At 64.1% G+C, this 16,118-nt stretch carries 17 protein-coding genes; 13 read left to right on the top strand and 4 right to left on the bottom strand.

The window, feature by feature from the left end; genetic code table 11:
* Nucleotides 1–155: 155 nt before the first annotated feature.
* Complete coding sequence (locus RT131_RS02630) at nt 156–1,370, top strand: MFS transporter (RefSeq protein ID WP_313169978.1); 1,215 nt, start codon at nt 156–158, stop codon at nt 1,368–1,370.
* 238 nt (nt 1,371–1,608) lie between these two features.
* On the opposite strand, the gene RT131_RS02625 is transcribed toward RT131_RS02630, so the two are convergent.
* Complete coding sequence (locus RT131_RS02625; RefSeq protein ID WP_313169977.1) at nt 1,609–1,947, bottom strand: iron-sulfur cluster assembly accessory protein; 339 nt, start codon at nt 1,945–1,947, stop codon at nt 1,609–1,611.
* A gap of 149 nt (nt 1,948–2,096) precedes the next feature.
* Here RT131_RS02625 and asnS point away from each other — a divergent pair, with 149 nt between their 5' ends.
* From asnS to RT131_RS02565, 12 genes are all read left to right on the top strand, one after another.
* The gene (asnS, locus tag RT131_RS02620) at nt 2,097–3,491 is read left to right on the top strand and encodes an asparagine--tRNA ligase (RefSeq protein WP_313169976.1); all 1,395 of its coding nucleotides are present in this window, start codon (nt 2,097–2,099) and stop codon (nt 3,489–3,491) included.
* Nucleotides 3,492–3,523: 32 nt separating this feature from the next.
* The gene (locus RT131_RS02615; RefSeq protein ID WP_313169974.1) at nt 3,524–3,829 is read left to right on the top strand and encodes a hypothetical protein; all 306 of its coding nucleotides are present in this window, start codon (nt 3,524–3,526) and stop codon (nt 3,827–3,829) included.
* Nucleotides 3,826–4,137, top strand: a complete 312-nt coding sequence (locus tag RT131_RS02610; protein ID WP_313169972.1) for a hypothetical protein — start codon at nt 3,826–3,828, stop codon at nt 4,135–4,137. Before RT131_RS02615 ends, RT131_RS02610 begins: the two co-directional genes overlap by 4 nt.
* 10 nt (nt 4,138–4,147) lie before the next feature.
* Nucleotides 4,148–4,792, top strand: coding sequence for an FMN-binding negative transcriptional regulator (locus tag RT131_RS02605; protein ID WP_313169970.1), 645 nt, complete (start codon nt 4,148–4,150; stop codon nt 4,790–4,792).
* An 81-nt stretch (nt 4,793–4,873) separates the two neighbouring features.
* The gene (gene can / locus RT131_RS02600; RefSeq protein WP_313169969.1) at nt 4,874–5,536 is read left to right on the top strand and encodes a carbonate dehydratase; all 663 of its coding nucleotides are present in this window, start codon (nt 4,874–4,876) and stop codon (nt 5,534–5,536) included.
* Nucleotides 5,537–5,831: 295 nt separating this feature from the next.
* Nucleotides 5,832–6,359 (top strand): 3-hydroxyanthranilate 3,4-dioxygenase, encoded by a 528-nt coding sequence (locus tag RT131_RS02595; RefSeq protein ID WP_313169967.1) that lies wholly within the window; start codon nt 5,832–5,834, stop codon nt 6,357–6,359.
* A 50-nt stretch (nt 6,360–6,409) separates the two neighbouring features.
* Nucleotides 6,410–7,684, top strand: a complete 1,275-nt coding sequence (kynU, locus tag RT131_RS02590) for a kynureninase (protein WP_313169965.1) — start codon at nt 6,410–6,412, stop codon at nt 7,682–7,684.
* Nucleotides 7,685–7,702: 18 nt separating this feature from the next.
* Nucleotides 7,703–9,073 (top strand): NAD(P)/FAD-dependent oxidoreductase, encoded by a 1,371-nt coding sequence (locus tag RT131_RS02585; RefSeq protein WP_313169963.1) that lies wholly within the window; start codon nt 7,703–7,705, stop codon nt 9,071–9,073.
* Nucleotides 9,073–10,512: an exodeoxyribonuclease I gene (sbcB, locus tag RT131_RS02580; RefSeq protein WP_313169962.1), complete on the top strand. Its 1,440-nt coding sequence runs from the start codon at nt 9,073–9,075 to the stop codon at nt 10,510–10,512. Before RT131_RS02585 ends, sbcB begins: the two co-directional genes overlap by 1 nt.
* Nucleotides 10,509–11,195 (top strand): DUF2461 domain-containing protein, encoded by a 687-nt coding sequence (locus RT131_RS02575; RefSeq protein WP_313169960.1) that lies wholly within the window; start codon nt 10,509–10,511, stop codon nt 11,193–11,195. Before sbcB ends, RT131_RS02575 begins: the two co-directional genes overlap by 4 nt.
* A 71-nt stretch (nt 11,196–11,266) precedes the next feature.
* Complete coding sequence (locus RT131_RS02570) at nt 11,267–11,740, top strand: hypothetical protein (RefSeq protein WP_313169958.1); 474 nt, start codon at nt 11,267–11,269, stop codon at nt 11,738–11,740.
* A 19-nt stretch (nt 11,741–11,759) separates the two neighbouring features.
* The gene (locus tag RT131_RS02565) at nt 11,760–12,314 is read left to right on the top strand and encodes a DUF2939 domain-containing protein (protein WP_313169956.1); all 555 of its coding nucleotides are present in this window, start codon (nt 11,760–11,762) and stop codon (nt 12,312–12,314) included.
* Nucleotides 12,315–12,329: 15 nt separating this feature from the next.
* On the opposite strand, the gene RT131_RS02560 is transcribed toward RT131_RS02565, so the two are convergent.
* The 3 genes from RT131_RS02560 to RT131_RS02550 all read right to left on the bottom strand — a co-directional run bounded on the left by RT131_RS02560 (nt 12,330) and on the right by RT131_RS02550 (nt 16,001).
* On the bottom strand, nt 12,330–13,703 hold the full coding sequence (locus RT131_RS02560; protein WP_313169955.1) for an NAD(P)/FAD-dependent oxidoreductase: 1,374 nt from the start codon (nt 13,701–13,703) through the stop codon (nt 12,330–12,332).
* 478 nt (nt 13,704–14,181) lie between these two features.
* Nucleotides 14,182–15,126 (bottom strand): 5'-nucleotidase, encoded by a 945-nt coding sequence (locus RT131_RS02555; RefSeq protein ID WP_313169953.1) that lies wholly within the window; start codon nt 15,124–15,126, stop codon nt 14,182–14,184.
* 98 nt (nt 15,127–15,224) lie between these two features.
* On the bottom strand, nt 15,225–16,001 hold the full coding sequence (locus tag RT131_RS02550; RefSeq protein ID WP_313170221.1) for an NAD kinase: 777 nt from the start codon (nt 15,999–16,001) through the stop codon (nt 15,225–15,227).
* Between the last annotated feature and the right edge of the window lie 117 nt (nt 16,002–16,118).

Raw genomic sequence — 16,118 nt, 5'->3', positions numbered from 1 at the left:
AAGCCGGGCATTATCCACTGCGCAAGGGCCCGAGGCAAGTCGCCCGACTGGCGCAACACAGCATCCGGCATCGAAAAGCCGCCGATGAGGGCTGATTGCTGCGACGCAACAGTACACTATGTAACCGATTCCACGCCCCTCCCGGACCACCCGACGTGAATTCCACGCTTTCCCTGGCAGCGCAGCTGACGCCGCGCCAGCGCACTTTCATTCTCATTGCGCTCTCACTGGGCGGCTTCGCCATCGGCACCAGCGAGTTCGCCAGCATGGGACTGATGCTGGAGATCAGCCGCGGCCTGGCCATCAACGAAGCCCAGGTAGGGCATCTGATCAGCGCCTACGCCATCGGCGTGGTGGTCGGCGCACCGTTGTTGGCCTTTTCCGGCGCCAGCCTGCGCCGCCGCACCCTGCTGCTGTGGCTGATGGGTTTCTATGCCGTAGGCAACCTGGCCAGCGCGCTGGCCCCGACCTACCACAGCATGCTGCTGGCCCGCTTCGTGGCCGGCCTGCCGCACGGCGCCTACTTCGGCGTCGCAATGCTGGTTGCCGCCTCGATCAGCCCGCCCGAACAACGTGGTGCCGCCGTGTCCAAGGTACTGCTGGGCCTGTCCATCGCCATCCTGCTGGGCAATCCGCTGACCACCTGGCTCGGCCAGCAGTTCAACTGGCGCAGCGCCTTCGTTCTGGTCAGCCTGCTGGCCATCGCCACGGCGGCCCTGGTCGCACGGCAGCTTCCGGCGGACCCGGCCGAAACCCGCACCTCGCCGATGCGTGAGCTGCGCGCATTCAACACCCCACAGGTGTGGCTGGCACTGGCGATCGGCGCGATTGGCTTTGCCGGCATGTTCTGCGTCTTCACCTATCTGGCCCCGACGCTGGTCAACGTCACTGGCATCAATGAACGCTGGATGCCGGTCGCGGTTGGCCTGTTCGGGGTGGGCGCGATCATCGGCAATGTGGCCGGCGGCAAGCTGGTCGACCGGCTGCAGTTTCGCGCCGCCGGCTTGCTGCTGGCGTGGTCCATCGTCGTGCTGATGCTGTTCCCGCTGGCCGCGCATTCGGCCTGGGCAATGGTGCCGGCGATCATCGCCGTGGGCACGATGGGCGCCCTGGCGGTGGCCCTGCAGACCCGACTGATGGATGCCGCCGGCGAAGCCCAGACCCTGGCCGCCGCCTCCAACCATGCCGCCTTCAATACCGCGAACGCATTGGGCCCATGGCTGGGTGGCATGGCAATTGGCGCCGGCTATGGCCACGCTTCTACCGGTTATGTGGGCGCAGCGACGGCAGCGGCAGGCTTGTTGCTGTGGGGTATTGCGGTGATGTTGCAGCGTCGGCAGAACGCACCAGAACAGTTGGCCACCGACTGACGTAGTGCCGAGCCATGCTCGGCAGAGGGCTTTCCCGGCAAAGCCAACCTGTAGTGCCGAGCCACGCTCGGCAGAGGCCTCATGCACAACACTATCCCGGACATCGTCGGGAATGCTCCAGCCGAGCATGGCTCGGCTCTACAGGGGGAGCGCCCCGTGCGCCGGACCTTGCCGGCCCCGACACCTGACCTGCTTCGCGGCTTATGCCGCCCCTACAAAAGCCTAGCCACCGCCTTTCTCAGCGGTGCATGTCGTCAGTAGTGAAGCTCTCGCCGCAGCCGCATTCGGCCGCTGCGTTGGGGTTCTTGAAGGTGAAGGTCTCGCTCAGGCCCTGCTTGCCGAAGTCGATCTCGGTGCCATCCACCAGCGGCAGGCTCTGGGCATCCACGTAGATGCGCACACCATCCTGCTCGAACACGGTGTCACCCTCGCGCTCATCCTTGGCCAGGTCGGTGATGTGGCCCCAACCCGAGCAACCGGTGCGGGTCACGCCAAAACGCAGGCCAAGCGCCCCCGGGGTGCTGCTGACGAAGCGCTGCACGCGGGAATGGGCGATGGGGGTCAGATGAACAGCCATGGTAGGGCGACTCCAGCAGAATTACGGTCCAATTATAGATGTGGGCGGCCCGCCGGACTGCAAGCGTGGATAAATGCTCGCCTGCCCGGGCGTTGAGCCGCTAAAATCTCGCATTCACAGATCGAGTCGATCAACAGAGGATTCAAGTCATGACGGTGGTCAGCGTTGCACACGCCCTTGCCGGGAAGTTCCCGGAAGGCGGAGAAGTCACAGTCCGCGGATGGGTCCGCACGGTGCGCGGCTCGGCTGGACTGGCCTTCGTCAACGTCAGCGATGGCTCGGGCTTTGCCCCGATCCAGGTCGTGGCCACCGAAGCGCTGTCCAATTTCGAAGACATCAAGAAACTGACCCCGAGCTGCTCGGTGATCGCCACCGGCACGCTGGTCAAGTCGCAGGGCAAGGGCCAGAGCTTCGAGATCCAGGCGCAGAGCCTGGAAATCGTCGGCTGGGTCGAAGATCCGCTGACCTACCCGATCCAGCCCAAGCCGATGTCGCCGGAGTTCCTGCGCGAAGTGGCGCACCTGCGCCCGCGCACCAACCTGTTCGGCGCGGTCACCCGCATCCGTGACTGCCTGTCCAAGGCCGTGCACCGTTACTTCCACGAGAACGGCTTCTACTGGATCAGCACGCCCATCATCACCAGCTCCGACGCAGAAGGTGCCGGCCAGATGTTCCGCGTCTCCACGCTGGACATGGCCAACCTGCCGCGCACCGGTGACGGTGAAATCGACTTCAGCCGTGACTTCTTCGGCAAGGAAACCTTCCTGACCGTGTCCGGCCAGCTCAACGTCGAGGCTTACTGTCTGGCACTGAGCAAGGTCTACACCTTCGGCCCGACCTTCCGCGCCGAGAACAGCCACACCACCCGCCACCTGGCCGAGTTCTGGATGGTGGAGCCGGAAATCGCCTTCGCCGACCTGGCCGAAAACGCGCGTGTGGCCGAAGAGTTCCTGAAGTACCTGTTCCGCGCCGTGCTCGATGAGCGTGCCGACGACATGGCCTTCATCGCCGAGCGCGTGCAGAAGGACGCCATTACCCGCCTGGAAGCCTTCGTCAACGCACCGTTCGAGCGCATCGAGTACACCGATGCGATCAGCCTGCTGCAGAAGTCCGGCAAGAAGTTCGACTACCCGGTCGAATGGGGTCTGGATCTGCAGACCGAGCACGAGCGCTGGTTGACCGAGGAGCACGTCGGCCGCCCGGTCGTGGTGACCAACTACCCGGAACACTTCAAGGCCTTCTACATGCGCTTGAACGACGACGGCAAGACCGTTGCCGCGATGGACGTGCTGGCCCCGGGCATCGGCGAGATCATCGGCGGCAGCCAGCGCGAAGAGCGTCTGAACGTGCTCGACGCACGCATGGCGCAGTTCGGCCTGGATCCGGAGCACTACCAGTGGTACCGCGATTTCCGTCGTTATGGTTCGGTGCCGCATGCCGGTTTCGGCCTGGGCTTCGAGCGTCTGGTGGTCTATGTCTGTGGCCTGTCCAACATCCGCGATGCGATCCCCTACCCGCGCGCACCGGGTTCGGCGGAGTTCTGATTCATCTGATCCAGTAACAGGAGGCGGCGCCGTTGACCTTGTTCTTCGCTCTTTGCTTCGTTGGCGTGGCCATTGCCGGCCTCAGCGCCTTCCTGATTTTCTGGCCATTGACGCTGGTCCATATCCGCGACCGGCATCCGGCGCTGGCCACCGAGTTCGGTGCCGGCGCCTTTCTCAAACCAGAGTGCCTGCGCTGGCTGCTGGGCCGCGGCTTCACCGGCATCGCCGACCGCTCGCTGTCCGGGTTGGCCACACCCGCCCGCATCGCCTTGCTGGTGATGCTCGGCGGGCTGGGCATGGCAATGCTGTTGTGGCTTTTTTCGCAGGTAATGAAATGACTGATTTCGAGAACACTCCCGACCAGTGGTGGCTGGCGCAGCTCGGCGGCACCCTGATCTGGGCGCGCCTGCGGGTTCGCCCGGGCGGCACCGCCGAAGTACTGGACAGCGACGGCAACACGCTGAGCTATGACAGTGAAGACACTGCCCGCGCACAGCTGTTCGACGCCGAGTTCGTCGCCTTTGATGGCCTGGACGAAGAAGACGCGCTGCACCGTGGTTTCTCGCTGCACGAAGTGAGCCCACCGCAGGGCGACGACGACACGCTGCGCGAGCGCATGGTGCAGTTGCTCGGCACCCGGGTCTAAGCGGCCTTTCGTGTTCGCCCAGCGCGCCTTCATCGAGACCGAGCTGCTCTGGCTGGATCGCCTGCTGGCGCGTGACCCGTTCGTGACCTTGCTGACCACCGGCGGCGACGGATTGCCCGAACTGACCCGCGTGCCGGTGCTTTATCGGCGCGAAGGGCACAAGGTCGAACTGATCGGGCATTGGGCCCGAGCCAACAAACAGTCACGTCACCTCGGCCGCGCCAAGGTGTTGGTCAACGGCCCGCAGGGCTATGTATCGGCCAGTTGGTATCCGGACAAGGAAAGCGCGGCGCGCGTCCCTACCTGGAACTACGCCGCCGCTGAACTTGTCGGCGAACTGCACAGCTTCGACGACACGGCGGCATTGGCTCAACTGCTGTCGGACACCAGCAACTTCTTCGAGGCCAGCGTCGGCCAGGGCTGGCAGTTCGATGCCGGCCTGGACGATCACGCCCCCTCGCTGCGCGCCATCGTAGGCTTCCGCCTGGACGTGCAGCAGATCCAGATCAAACTGAAACTGAGCCAGAACCACCCGCAGGCGAACCAGCTGGCGGTGATCAAGGCCTTGCATGCCTTGAATACGCCCGATGCCAGCGAGCTGGCCCAGTGGATGCAGCTATACCGCAGTGAGCATGGCGATCAATCCGATGATTGAACCCAGCCCCGTTTCCCGCGACGTTGCCGTGCAAACGCGCAGCAGCGCCCTCCCCCTCCAGATCGCAAGGGAAGCTTCACCATGAAAGACATCCATAACCTGCTGCAGAAAAACCGCGAATGGGCGGACCGGATCGAGAAGGAAGATCCCGACTTCTTCCATCAACTGGCCAAGCAGCAGAGCCCCGAATACCTGTGGATCGGCTGCTCCGATTCACGCGTACCGGCCAACCAGATCATCGGCATGGCACCGGGCGAAATCTTCGTTCATCGCAACATCGCCAACGTGGTGGTGCATACCGACCTGAACTGCCTGAGCGTGATCCAGTACGCGGTGGACCAGCTCAAGATCAAGCACATCCTGATCGTCGGCCATTACGGTTGCGGCGGCGTGCATGCAGCACTGAACCATGTGCGCGTTGGCCTGGCCGACAACTGGCTGCGCCATGTTGGCGATGTCGCCCAGAAGCACGACGATATCCTCTCGCAGATCGACGACCCGGAGCTGCGCCACGCGCGCCTGTGTGAGTTGAACGTGATCGAGCAGGTGGTCAACGCCTGCCGCTCGACCATCGTGCAGGACGCCTGGGCCCGCGGCCAGAAGCTGATGGTGCACGGCTGGGTCTACAGCCTGCGCGACGGCCGCGTCAGCGAGATGGGTATTGATGTGGGCGCACCGGAAGAGCTGCAGCCGGCGTACGAGAAGGCCTTGTCGTTTGTGCCGCGGAAGGGCAAAAGGCACTGACAGCCAACCTGCCGAAGCTAGGCTTCCTCCCCTCTCCCGCTCGCGGGGTGAGAGGAGCAGCTTGCGAACCACAGGTTCGCTGCTACTCGAACGCCCTTGCGCCAGCGCAAGGGCCGGGGCGCGGAGCGGGGGCTGGGGGTGAGGGCCTACCGCCCCAGCCAAGCCAGGAACCAACCCTCATCCGCCCTCCGGGCACCTTCTCCCGAAGGGAGAAGGAAAAAGCAAAGGCTTCGCCCTCCGGGCACCTTCTCCCGGCGGGAGAAGGAAGCAGCCACCCTCACCAAACAGGCCCCGCATGCTCCCCCTACCCCTGAACCTGCTCGGCTGGATCGAAGAACACCGCCACCTCCTGAAGCCGCCGGTCGGCAACAAGATGATCGAGAACGGTGACTTCATCGTCATGGTGGTTGCCGGCCCCAACAGCCGCAACGACTACCACTGGGATGAGGGTCCGGAATGGTTCTACCAGCTTGAAGGCGAGATGGTGCTGCGGGTGCAGGAAGACGGCGCAGTGCGCGACATCCCGATCCGGGCCGGCGAGATCTTCCTGCTGCCCCCGCGTGTACCGCATTCGCCGCAGCGCATGCCCGGATCGATCGGTCTGGTGGTCGAGCGCAAGCGCCTGGACCATGAGCTCGATGGCTTCATGTGGTACTGCCAGCAATGCAACCACAAGATCTACGAGGAGTTCTTCCACCTGAAGAACATCGAGACCGATCTGCCCAAGGTCTTCGACCGGTTCCATGCCTCGACCGAACACCGTACCTGCAGCCAATGTGGGGCCGTGCATCCACTGCCAAAACCAGTCACGCCGGAAGCCTGAGCGGCCGGGCGCGGTTACACTGCGGCTACATCCTCGACGTGTCCGCACCGATGAACGAAACGCTGTCACCCGCTCATGCCACCGCACTTGATGCTGCCGATCCGCTGCGCCACCTGCGCAGTCAGTTCCTGATCCCGCAGCACCAGGGCGCCGACCAGGCCTACTTCGTCGGCAACTCCTTGGGCCTGCAGCCACGCGGCGCACAGGCGATGGTGCAGGAGGTGATGGATCAATGGGGCCGCATCGCCGTCGAAGGCCACTTCACCGGTCCGACGCAATGGCTGAGCTATCACCGCCTGGTGCGCGATTCCCTGGCCGGCGTGGTCGGTGCGCTGCCGCATGAAGTGGTGGCGATGAACACGCTGAGCGTGAACCTGCACCTGATGATGGTCAGCTTCTACCGCCCCAGCAGCGAGCGCCCGGCGATCCTGATGGAAGCTGGTGCCTTCCCCACCGACCGCCACGCGGTCGAGGCACAGATCCGCTTCCATGGCTTCAACCCGGCCACCGATCTGATCGAAGTGCAGCCGGACGAAGCCAGCGGCACCATCTCGATGCAAGCCATCGAGCAGGCCATCAGCGAACACGGCAAGCGCGTCGCGCTGGTACTGTGGCCGGGCGTGCAGTACCGCACCGGCCAGGTGTTCGACCTCGACGCGATCACCCGCCTCGCCCGCACGCACGGCGCCAGCATCGGTTTCGATCTGGCCCACTCGGTCGGCAACGTGCCGTTGAACCTGCACGACGTGGCACCCGATTTCGCGGTGTGGTGCCACTACAAGTATCTGAACGCCGGTCCGGGCGCGGTTGCTGGTGCCTTCGTGCACGAACGCCATGCCAAGGACACCTCACTGCCGCGCTTCGCCGGCTGGTGGGGCCACGAACAGGCGACCCGCTTCCAGATGGCGCCGGAGTTCGTGCCGGAACGTGGCGCCGAAGGCTGGCAGCTGAGCAATCCACCTGTGCTCGGCCTTGCGCCGCTGCGTGCATCACTGGCGCTGTACGACGAAGCCGGCATGGATGCATTGCGCACCAAGTCACTGAAGATCACCGGCTACCTGGAAGCCATGGTGCGTGCGCGCCTGGACCATGTGCTGCAGATCATCACGCCTGCCGAACCCGAGCGCCGCGGCTGCCAGCTGTCGCTGCGTGTGGCCGGTGGCCGTGCACAGGGGCGCTCGCTGTTCGAGTACCTGCAATCGGTAGGCGTGCTCGGCGACTGGCGCGAGCCCGATGTCATCCGCATCTCGCCCACGCCTTTGTACAACCGCTACAGCGATGTCTACCGCTTCGTCGATGAAGTGGAAACCTGGGCTGGCGTCTGACCAACGGAATACTGTGACTTGAACACCCCCACCCCACGCAGCCTCACCCTGATCGGCGCCGGCCTGGCCGGCTCCCTGCTTGCCATCCTGCTGTCGCGGCAGGGCTGGAAGATCACCATCTACGAACGCCGTGGCGATCCGCGCATCGCCGACTACGAGTCCGGCCGCTCGATCAATCTGGCGCTGGCCGAACGTGGCCGCAACGCCCTGCGTCAGGCCGGCGTCGAGGACGAGGTGATGGCCCAGGCGGTGATGATGCGCGGGCGCATGGTGCACCCACGCGAAGGCGCGGCCGACCTGCAGCGCTACGGCCGCGATGACAGCGAAGTGATCTGGTCGGTGCACCGCAAGGACCTCAACACCACCTTGCTGCAGCTGGCCGAGGAAGCCGGTGCCACCGTGCACTTCCACCGTCGCCTGCATACCGTGGACTTCGATGCTGGCTATGCACGCTTCATCGACGACCGCGACGACCAGCCGCACGACATCCACTTCAACACGCCGCTGATCGGAGCCGATGGCGCCGGCTCGGCGCTGCGCGCGGCAATGAACCGCAAGTTGCCCTTGGGCGAGCGCATCGAGTTCCTCGATCATTCATACAAAGAGCTGGAGATTCCGCCAGCAGCGGACGGTAGCTTCCAGATCGAAGCCAATGCCCTGCACATCTGGCCTCGCGGCAACTACATGTGCATCGCCCTGCCCAATGACGAAGGCACGTTCACCGTCACCCTGTTCCTGCCGAACGAAGGTGATCCCAGCTTCGCAACGGTGCGTAACGGTGCCGAAGCCGAAGCACTCTTCCAGCGCGACTTCGCCGATGCCCTGCCATTGATACCGAACCTGCGCGCCGACTGGGAACAGCATCCGCCCGGCCTGCTGGGCACGCTGTACCTGGAACGTTGGCATCAGCGTGGCAAGGCAGTGCTGATCGGCGACGCCGCGCATGCGATGGTGCCCTTCCACGGCCAGGGTATGAACTGCGCGTTCGAAGACTGCGTGGTGCTGGCACGCTGCCTGGCCGAGCATCCCGGCACCGAACAAGCCTTCGCCGCATTTGAAGCCGAGCGCAAACCCAATGCCGCCGCCATCCAGCAGATGGCCCTGGACAACTATCTGGAAATGCGCGATCGCGTCGCCGACCCGAGCTACCTGCTGCAGCGCGAGCTGGAGCAGGCGCTGCAGGCGCGCTGGCCAACCCGTTTCGTGCCGCATTACACGATGGTCACCTTCCTGCACACGCCGTATGCAGTCGCACTTGAACGCACCCGTCTGCAGCAGACCATCCTTGCCGACGCAACCGCCGGCCACGACTCGCTGCACAACATCGACTGGGCCACGCTGGAACACGTCGTCCACGCTCAGCTGCCAGTACTGGAAGGAGCGCACTGATGGCCGAGAGCTTCCTGTTCTACGATCTGGAAACCTTTGGCCAGGACCCGCGCCGTACCCGCATCGCCCAGTTCGCCGCGGTGCGCACCGATGCCAACCTGAAAATCATCGACGAGCCGGTCAGCTTCTACGTCAAGCCAGCCGACGACCTGCTGCCCTCGCCGGTCGCTACCTTGATCACCGGCATCACCCCGCAGCATGCGCTGGCCGAAGGTGTCAGCGAGGCCGAGGCTTTCGCCCGCATCAACGAGTTGATGAGCAAGCCGCAGACCTGCACCCTGGGATACAACACCCTGCGCTTCGATGATGAGTTCGTGCGCTACGGTCTGTTCCGCAATTTCCATGATCCCTATGAGCGCGAGTGGCGCAGTGGAAACTCGCGCTGGGACCTGCTCGACATGTTACGTTTGGTGCACGCGCTGCGCCCGGACGGCATCAACTGGCCCACGCGCGAAGACGGCGCCACCTCGTTCAAGCTTGAGCATCTGGCGCTGGCCAATGATGTGCGCCAAGGCGATGCCCACGAAGCGCTGTCGGACGTCCATGCCACCATCGGCATGGCGCGGCGCTTCCGTGAGGCACAGCCGCGCATGTGGGACTACGCGCTGCGTCTGCGCGACAAGCGCTATGTCGGCAGCCTGCTCGACGTGGTGGCGATGGAGCCGGTGCTGCATATCTCGATGCGCTACCCGGCCAGCCGCCTGTGCGCCGCACCGGTGCTGCCACTGGCCCGTCATCCGCACATCAACAATCGGGTGATCGTGTTCGACCTGGAAGGCGATATCGAGCCCTTGCTGGAGCTGTCGGTCGAAGAAATCACCGCACGCCTGTATACCCGTGCCGCCGACCTGCCCGAAGGCCAGCAGCGCATTCCGCTGAAAGAAGTCCACCTCAACAAGGTACCGGCGCTGGTTGCGTGGAACCATCTGCGCGAGGCCGATTTTGAGCGCCTGCAGATTGATCCTGCGGCAATTGAAGCCAAGGCAGAAAAACTGCGCGAACTCGGCCCGCAGCTGGCCGAGAAGGCGCGCCAGGTGTTTGCCCGAGAACGCGTAAACGATGGCCCGGTCGACGCCGATGCATCGCTGTACGATGGCTTCCTGGCCGAAGGCGACAAGGGCCTGCTCAGCAAGGTGCGCACTGCACCGCCGGAAGCTTTGGCCGAACTGGAACAGCGCTTCCGTGACCCGCGCCTGCCCGAGCTGCTGTTCCGCTACCGCGCCCGCAACCATCCGCAGACACTGGACGCCACCGCGCGCTCACGCTGGGATGCGTATCGTCAGCAGCGCTTCACTACCCCGGGCATGGCCGAGCAGACCTTGCCCGAGTACATCGCGCAGATCGCCCAATTGCGCGAGGAGCACAAGGACAACCCGGACTCACTGGCCTTGCTGGATGCGTTGGACCAGTGGCGCCACTCCCTGCAGGACACACCATGACCCAGTATTTCAGCGATGCCAGCTTCAAGTTCCTGCGCGGGCTGGCCCGCCACAACGACAAAACCTGGTTTGCCGAGCACAAGCAGCAGTACGAAGACCATGTACGGCAGCCCTTCCTGCGCCTGATCACCGACCTGCAGCCAGACCTGAGCGAAGTCAGCACGCACTTCCAGGCCGATCCTCGCACCGTCGGCGGCTCGCTGTTCCGCATCTACCGCGACTCGCGCTTCTCCCACGACAAGGCGCCGTACAAGACCTGGCAGGGCGCACGCCTGTTCCACGAGCGCCGCAAGCAGGTGCCGGCGCCGTCGTATTACATCCACCTGGCACCGGGCGAGAGCTTTGTTGGTGCTGGCATCTGGCACCCCGAGCCGGACGTACAGCGCCGCCTGCGCCAGTTCATCCTCGACAACCCCGGCAGCTGGAAGGCCGCCGCGCATGCGCCCGCCACGCGCAAGCGCTACGAGTTCGAAAGTAGCGAGAAGCTGGTGCGGCCGCCGCGCGGTTTCCCTGCCGACTTCGAGTTCATCGACGACCTCAAGCACCGCAACTGGGTGCTGTGGCGCTCGCTGGACGACGAAACGATGACCGGCCCGCGCCTGCGCCAGACCCTGGCCAAGGACCTGGCCGCACTCGGTCCGTTCGTCGACTACCTGTGCGCCGCGCTGGACCTGGAATTCTGATTGGCGTGGGCTTCACGCAAACCAACCTGGTTTGCGGCACGCTTGGCGGCAACCTTCGACAGGAAGCCGCCATGACCAGCATCCACCTGCAAGTCTGGATCGATGCCCCGCTGGCCACCGTCTACAACGGCCTGGCCAGCGCAGAGGGGCTGAGCCGCTGGTGGATACCGCACCAGCAATCGGTCATCGACGGTGACACCGTGATCAGCCACAACCCGGGTTCCGGCCATGGCGTCGTCGCGCTGAAGGTGCTGGAGATCATTCCCGAGCGCTGCATCCGCTGGGAGGTGATCAGTCGTCACCCGCCACAGAGCCCGGCCTCGGCCTGGACCAGCACCGAGATCCGCTTCGACCTGTCACGCCGGGCCAGCCCCGGCGCCTGGCGCGGTCTGCCGCATGAAGGCGAGCCGTTGACCGTGCTGGAGTTCCATCACTTGGGTTGGAACGGTGACAGCGAATATCTGGGCTTCTGCAGCCAGGCCTGGGCCGAAACCCTGGTGATGCTGCGCCGCTGGGCCGAAGCCAGCATCCCCGCACACCCCTGATATCGAGGACAGCAACGCAATGAAGAAGTGGATACTCGCTACTGTCATCGCCATCGCAGTGCTGCTGGCCGCCTACGTGATCGGCGGCCCCTATCTGGCGATCCGTGGGATCAGCCAGGCCATCGAACAGCGTGACACCGGCAAGCTGGCGCGACACGTCGACTTCGGCGCGGTCCGGGTCAACATCAAGGCGCAGATCAACGATTACATCGTGCGCCGCGCCGGCAGCGACATGCAGTCGAGTCTATTCGGCCAGGTCGCGCTGGGCGTGGCCGGCAATCTCACCGGTGCCGGTGTCGACACCTTCGTCACCCCGCTGGGCATTGCTGCCCTGCTGCAGGGGGACAGCCTGTGGAAGCGGGCCATCGGCGATACCGTCGGCGGCGATACCTGGGCACCGCCCTCGCCGGCCAAGCCGTTGGCCAATACCACCGGCCATTACGAATCGCTGTCGCGCTACACCGCCACCACCCATCTGGAAGACGGGCGCAAAGTCGTGTTCGTACTCAGCCGCCAAGGGCTGCGCTGGCGACTGACCAATATCGTGCTGCCACTGGGACAGGCGCCGGACTGACCGGCGCCATCTCCATCAGGCAATCCTGCGCGGCTGCTCCTCGATGACGCTATCGGCGAGGAAAGCCTCCAGCGAATCATCCATCGCCTGCATCCACGGGGTGTGATGCAGCGGCGCCAGCGTGCCAGTCAGCACCGAACGGTAGCTGTAGTTGCGATACCCCAGGATGTCCTCCTTCTTGTCGTGCTTCCACTGCTTGAACAGCGTGGCCACCGCCTCGACATTGAAGTCCGGGTAGTCGGTGGCGTCCAGCAGGTCGCGCACGTATTCGGTCTGGAAGTCGATGTCCTGCTCGGCCGAGGTCGTTGCTTCCTCGCGTGCCAGCCAGGCTTCGCTGTCGGCACGCATTGCCGCGGTCGTCGGCAGCGCCATCTTGCCGAGGATCACATCGCGCGCATACCAGGCCTGCGCATCGAACATGTTGAAGGTGTAGTACTGGTCCTGCATGCCCAAGTAGATCAGCTTGGGGTTGTCGATCCAGAACACGCCCTTGTACAGATCACCCGGGTACAGACGATTGCGCGTGCGCAGGGTCAGCGCATCGGGCAGGAACGGAAAGTGATGCTGGTAGCCGGTGCACAGCACGATCGCGTCCACGTCCTTGCTGCTGCCATCGATGAAGTGCGCGGTGTTGCCTTCAACACGCTGCAGCAAGGGCTTTTCTTCAAAGGCAGCCGGCCAATCGTAACCGGTTGCCGCGCTGCGATAGCTGAAGGTCACCGACTTGGCGCCGTATTTGTAGCACTGCGTACCGATATCCTCGGCCGAATAGCTGCTCCCTACCAGCAGCAGATCCTTGTCTGCGAATTCGCAAGCGTCACGGAAATCATGCGCATGCAACACGCGGCCGGGAAAGCGATCCACGCCCTCGAAGAATGGCGCATTCGGCGTGGAGAAATGGCCGGTTGCAACAATGACCCGGTCGAACTCCTCGGCCAGCAACTCATCCTTCTTCAGGTCGCGGACGGTGACGGTGAATCGTTCGGTTTCTTCCGAATAATCAACCCATTGCACCGCCATGTTGAAGCGAATCTGATCACGTACACCGCTCTTTTCGATGCGGCCCATGATGTAGTCGCGCAGCACAGCGCGTGGCGGATAGGAGGCGATCGGGCGGCCAAAATGCTCTTCAAAACTGTAGTCGGCAAACTCCAGTGCTTCCTTCGGGCCGTTCGACCAGAGGTAGCGGTACATGCTGCCATGTACGGGTTCGCCATAAGCATCCAGCCCGGTACGCCATGTGTAGTTCCACATCCCGCCAAGATCGGATTGCTTTTCGAAGCAGACGATCTCTGGCACTTCAGCCCCACCTCGACGGGCGGATTCAAAGGCACGAAGTTGCGCCAGGCCGCTCGGGCCGGCTCCAAGAATGGCGATACGCATGGTCATTCGGGTTGTTTCTCCTGTGTAGCTGCAGCCGCGTAAACGCGACGGCACTGCGCAAGGGCGCGTTATGCGCCGTGCAGGAGAGACAATGCGTCCGGTCCCGCGCGGCGCGCGAAACACCCGGCCGCCACGCAAGGCAGCGCGAAAGGGAATGGCAGGTACGTTGACGCTACCGGTCGGGGACAGGCCCCGCCCCTGGATCACCGGGTGGGTGCTGTGCGGGAGGGATCTGCTGCATTCGTGCAGATCAGGGCGCGGCAGGATTACCGCTGGTTCAGCTTGGAACCCGCGAAAGCGGCTTCATCCTAGCATGTGGGGAATGTTGGGCTGCAAGGTCGCGCAGACACCGGACTGTGGGAGCGGCGTAAGCCGCGAAGCTGACCAGGCAAAAACAACTGAGACAGCTGCAATTGCACCTTGCCTGCTGACGGATAGATTGCTTGCTTCGCGGCTTACGCCGCTCCCACAACAAACGGCAGCTCTACCCCGGATTGGCGACGCCGTGCGGCACATGGCCGGCGGTAACGTGCTGACGTGCGCTGTCGATGTTGTGCTGCGAATCATCGAAGAAGATATCGGCACCAAAGGCTTCCAGGAACGGCCCCTTGTGGCGACCACCGAGGAACAGCGCCTCATCCAGACGCACGCCCCACTCACGCAGGGTACGGATCACCCGTTCATGCGCAGGTGCCGAACGCGCGGTGACCAGCGCGGTACGGATGGGTGCCGACTCGCCCGGCGGGAATGCCGCCTGCAGGGCATGCAGCGCCGACAGGAAATTGCGGAACGGGCCACCGCTGAGTGGTTCGTGTGCACGCTCGCGTTCGTGGCGACCAAAGGCTTCCACACCCTGTTCGCGCGAGATGCGCTCGCTCTCATCACCAAAGATCACCGCATCACCATCGAAGGCAATACGCAGCTGGGTCTTGGAGCGACCGGTATCGGTAGCCGCTGCCGAAGCGGCAGCCACCTCCTGTGCGCTCTGCGGCAGGATGGTGGCGGCGGCGATGCCATTGACCAGGGCGCGGCGCACCGAATCCGGGTTGGCCGACAGGAACAGATCGGTGCCGAACGGCTTGACGTACGGCCAGGTCGGCTCGCCGGCGGTGAAGGTGGCGCGCACAATATCCAGCTTGTAGTGCTGGATGGAGTTGAAGATGCGCAGGCCGGTATCGGCCGAATTGCGCGACAGCAGGATCACTTCCACGCGCGGCGTCTCCACCGGCGCTCCATCATTGAGTGCCAGCAGCTTGCGCACCACCGGGAAGGCAACGCCAGGTTTGAGCACATCGTCCTCGTGCGCGCGCTGGTAGGCGGCATAGGCCTCCAGGCCTTCGCGTTCGAACAGGGCGTGGCCTTCTTCGAGATCGAACAAGGCGCGCGAAGTAACCGCAACGGTAAGCAGCCGGGGAGTGTTGTCACCCATGGACGATGAACCCAATACGATCAAGGAACGGGACCCAGTCTACCCGGAAGCGGCGCGCTTCCCCCAATCCCGGATCCCACCAGCCCCGATCCCCGCCCTCAAACCATGAACTGCTCGCTGAGGATGCGCTCTTCGAGGTTGTGCTCGGGGTCGAACAGCAAGGTCACCTGACGCTCACGCGATTCGCGGATGGTCACTTCCACCACATCGCGGGTTTCATGCGAATCGGCAGTGACGCTGACCGGGCGCTTGTAGGGATCGAGCACGCGGAAGCGCACTTCGGTCTCGGCCTTGAGGATGGCGCCACGCCAGCGTCGCGGGCGATACGGCGCCAAAGGGGTCAAGGCGATGGTGTTCGAACCCAGCGGCAGGATCGGGCCATGCGCCGAGTAGTTGTAGGCGGTGCTGCCGGCCGGCGTGGAGACCAGCACACCATCGCAGATCAGCTCTTCCACCCGCTGCTGGCCGTTGAGATCGATGCCGATATGCGCGGCCTGCCGGGTCTGGCGCAGCATCGAGACGTCGTTGTAGGCCAGCGAGCCGGTAGTAGTGCCGGATTCGGTCAACGCGATCATTTCCAGCGGGCGCAGGTGGGCTGGTTCAGCCAGGGCCAGGCGCTCGATCAAGTCATCTTCGCGATGGTGGTTCATCAGGAAGCCGACGGTGCCCAGCTTCATGCCGAATACCGGTTTGCCCTTGCCGCCGTGGCGATGCAGGGTCTGCAGCATGAAGCCGTCACCGCCCAGCGGGCAGATAACATCGGCCTCTTCCGGGCTATGGTCGCCGTAACGGGCTGCCAGGGTGGCACGGGCCTGCTGTGCGGCCTCGACGGTACTGGCGAGGAAAGCAATTCGGGGGGACACGGGCGCGTCTATCGGTTCGGCTTGGAGGGCGAGGATAACCTGCCGATGTGCTGACTGGTGCTTTCGTTTGCTTGGAAACTGAAGGCCAACGGCAACAGCTTGCCCTCACCCCAACCCCTCTCCCGCAGG

It is taken from the genome of Stenotrophomonas sp. (genome assembly GCF_032066555.1).
GTDB lineage: Bacteria > Pseudomonadota > Gammaproteobacteria > Xanthomonadales > Xanthomonadaceae > Stenotrophomonas.
Note: the sequence above shows the minus strand (reverse complement) of the source record. Positions and strands in the feature narration are given on the sequence as shown.

Coding starts and splice junctions, on each gene's coding strand:
- RT131_RS02625 (WP_313169977.1), bottom strand. CDS start 1,947: ATGGCTGTTCATCTGACCCCCATCGCCCATTCCCGCGTGCAGCGCTTC.
- asnS (WP_313169976.1), top strand. CDS start 2,097: ATGACGGTGGTCAGCGTTGCACACGCCCTTGCCGGGAAGTTCCCGGAA.
- RT131_RS02610 (WP_313169972.1), top strand. CDS start 3,826: ATGACTGATTTCGAGAACACTCCCGACCAGTGGTGGCTGGCGCAGCTC.
- can (WP_313169969.1), top strand. CDS start 4,874: ATGAAAGACATCCATAACCTGCTGCAGAAAAACCGCGAATGGGCGGAC.
- RT131_RS02595 (WP_313169967.1), top strand. CDS start 5,832: ATGCTCCCCCTACCCCTGAACCTGCTCGGCTGGATCGAAGAACACCGC.
- kynU (WP_313169965.1), top strand. CDS start 6,410: ATGAACGAAACGCTGTCACCCGCTCATGCCACCGCACTTGATGCTGCC.
- sbcB (WP_313169962.1), top strand. CDS start 9,073: ATGGCCGAGAGCTTCCTGTTCTACGATCTGGAAACCTTTGGCCAGGAC.
- RT131_RS02575 (WP_313169960.1), top strand. CDS start 10,509: ATGACCCAGTATTTCAGCGATGCCAGCTTCAAGTTCCTGCGCGGGCTG.
- RT131_RS02570 (WP_313169958.1), top strand. CDS start 11,267: ATGACCAGCATCCACCTGCAAGTCTGGATCGATGCCCCGCTGGCCACC.
- RT131_RS02565 (WP_313169956.1), top strand. CDS start 11,760: ATGAAGAAGTGGATACTCGCTACTGTCATCGCCATCGCAGTGCTGCTG.
- RT131_RS02560 (WP_313169955.1), bottom strand. CDS start 13,703: ATGACCATGCGTATCGCCATTCTTGGAGCCGGCCCGAGCGGCCTGGCG.
- RT131_RS02555 (WP_313169953.1), bottom strand. CDS start 15,126: ATGGGTGACAACACTCCCCGGCTGCTTACCGTTGCGGTTACTTCGCGC.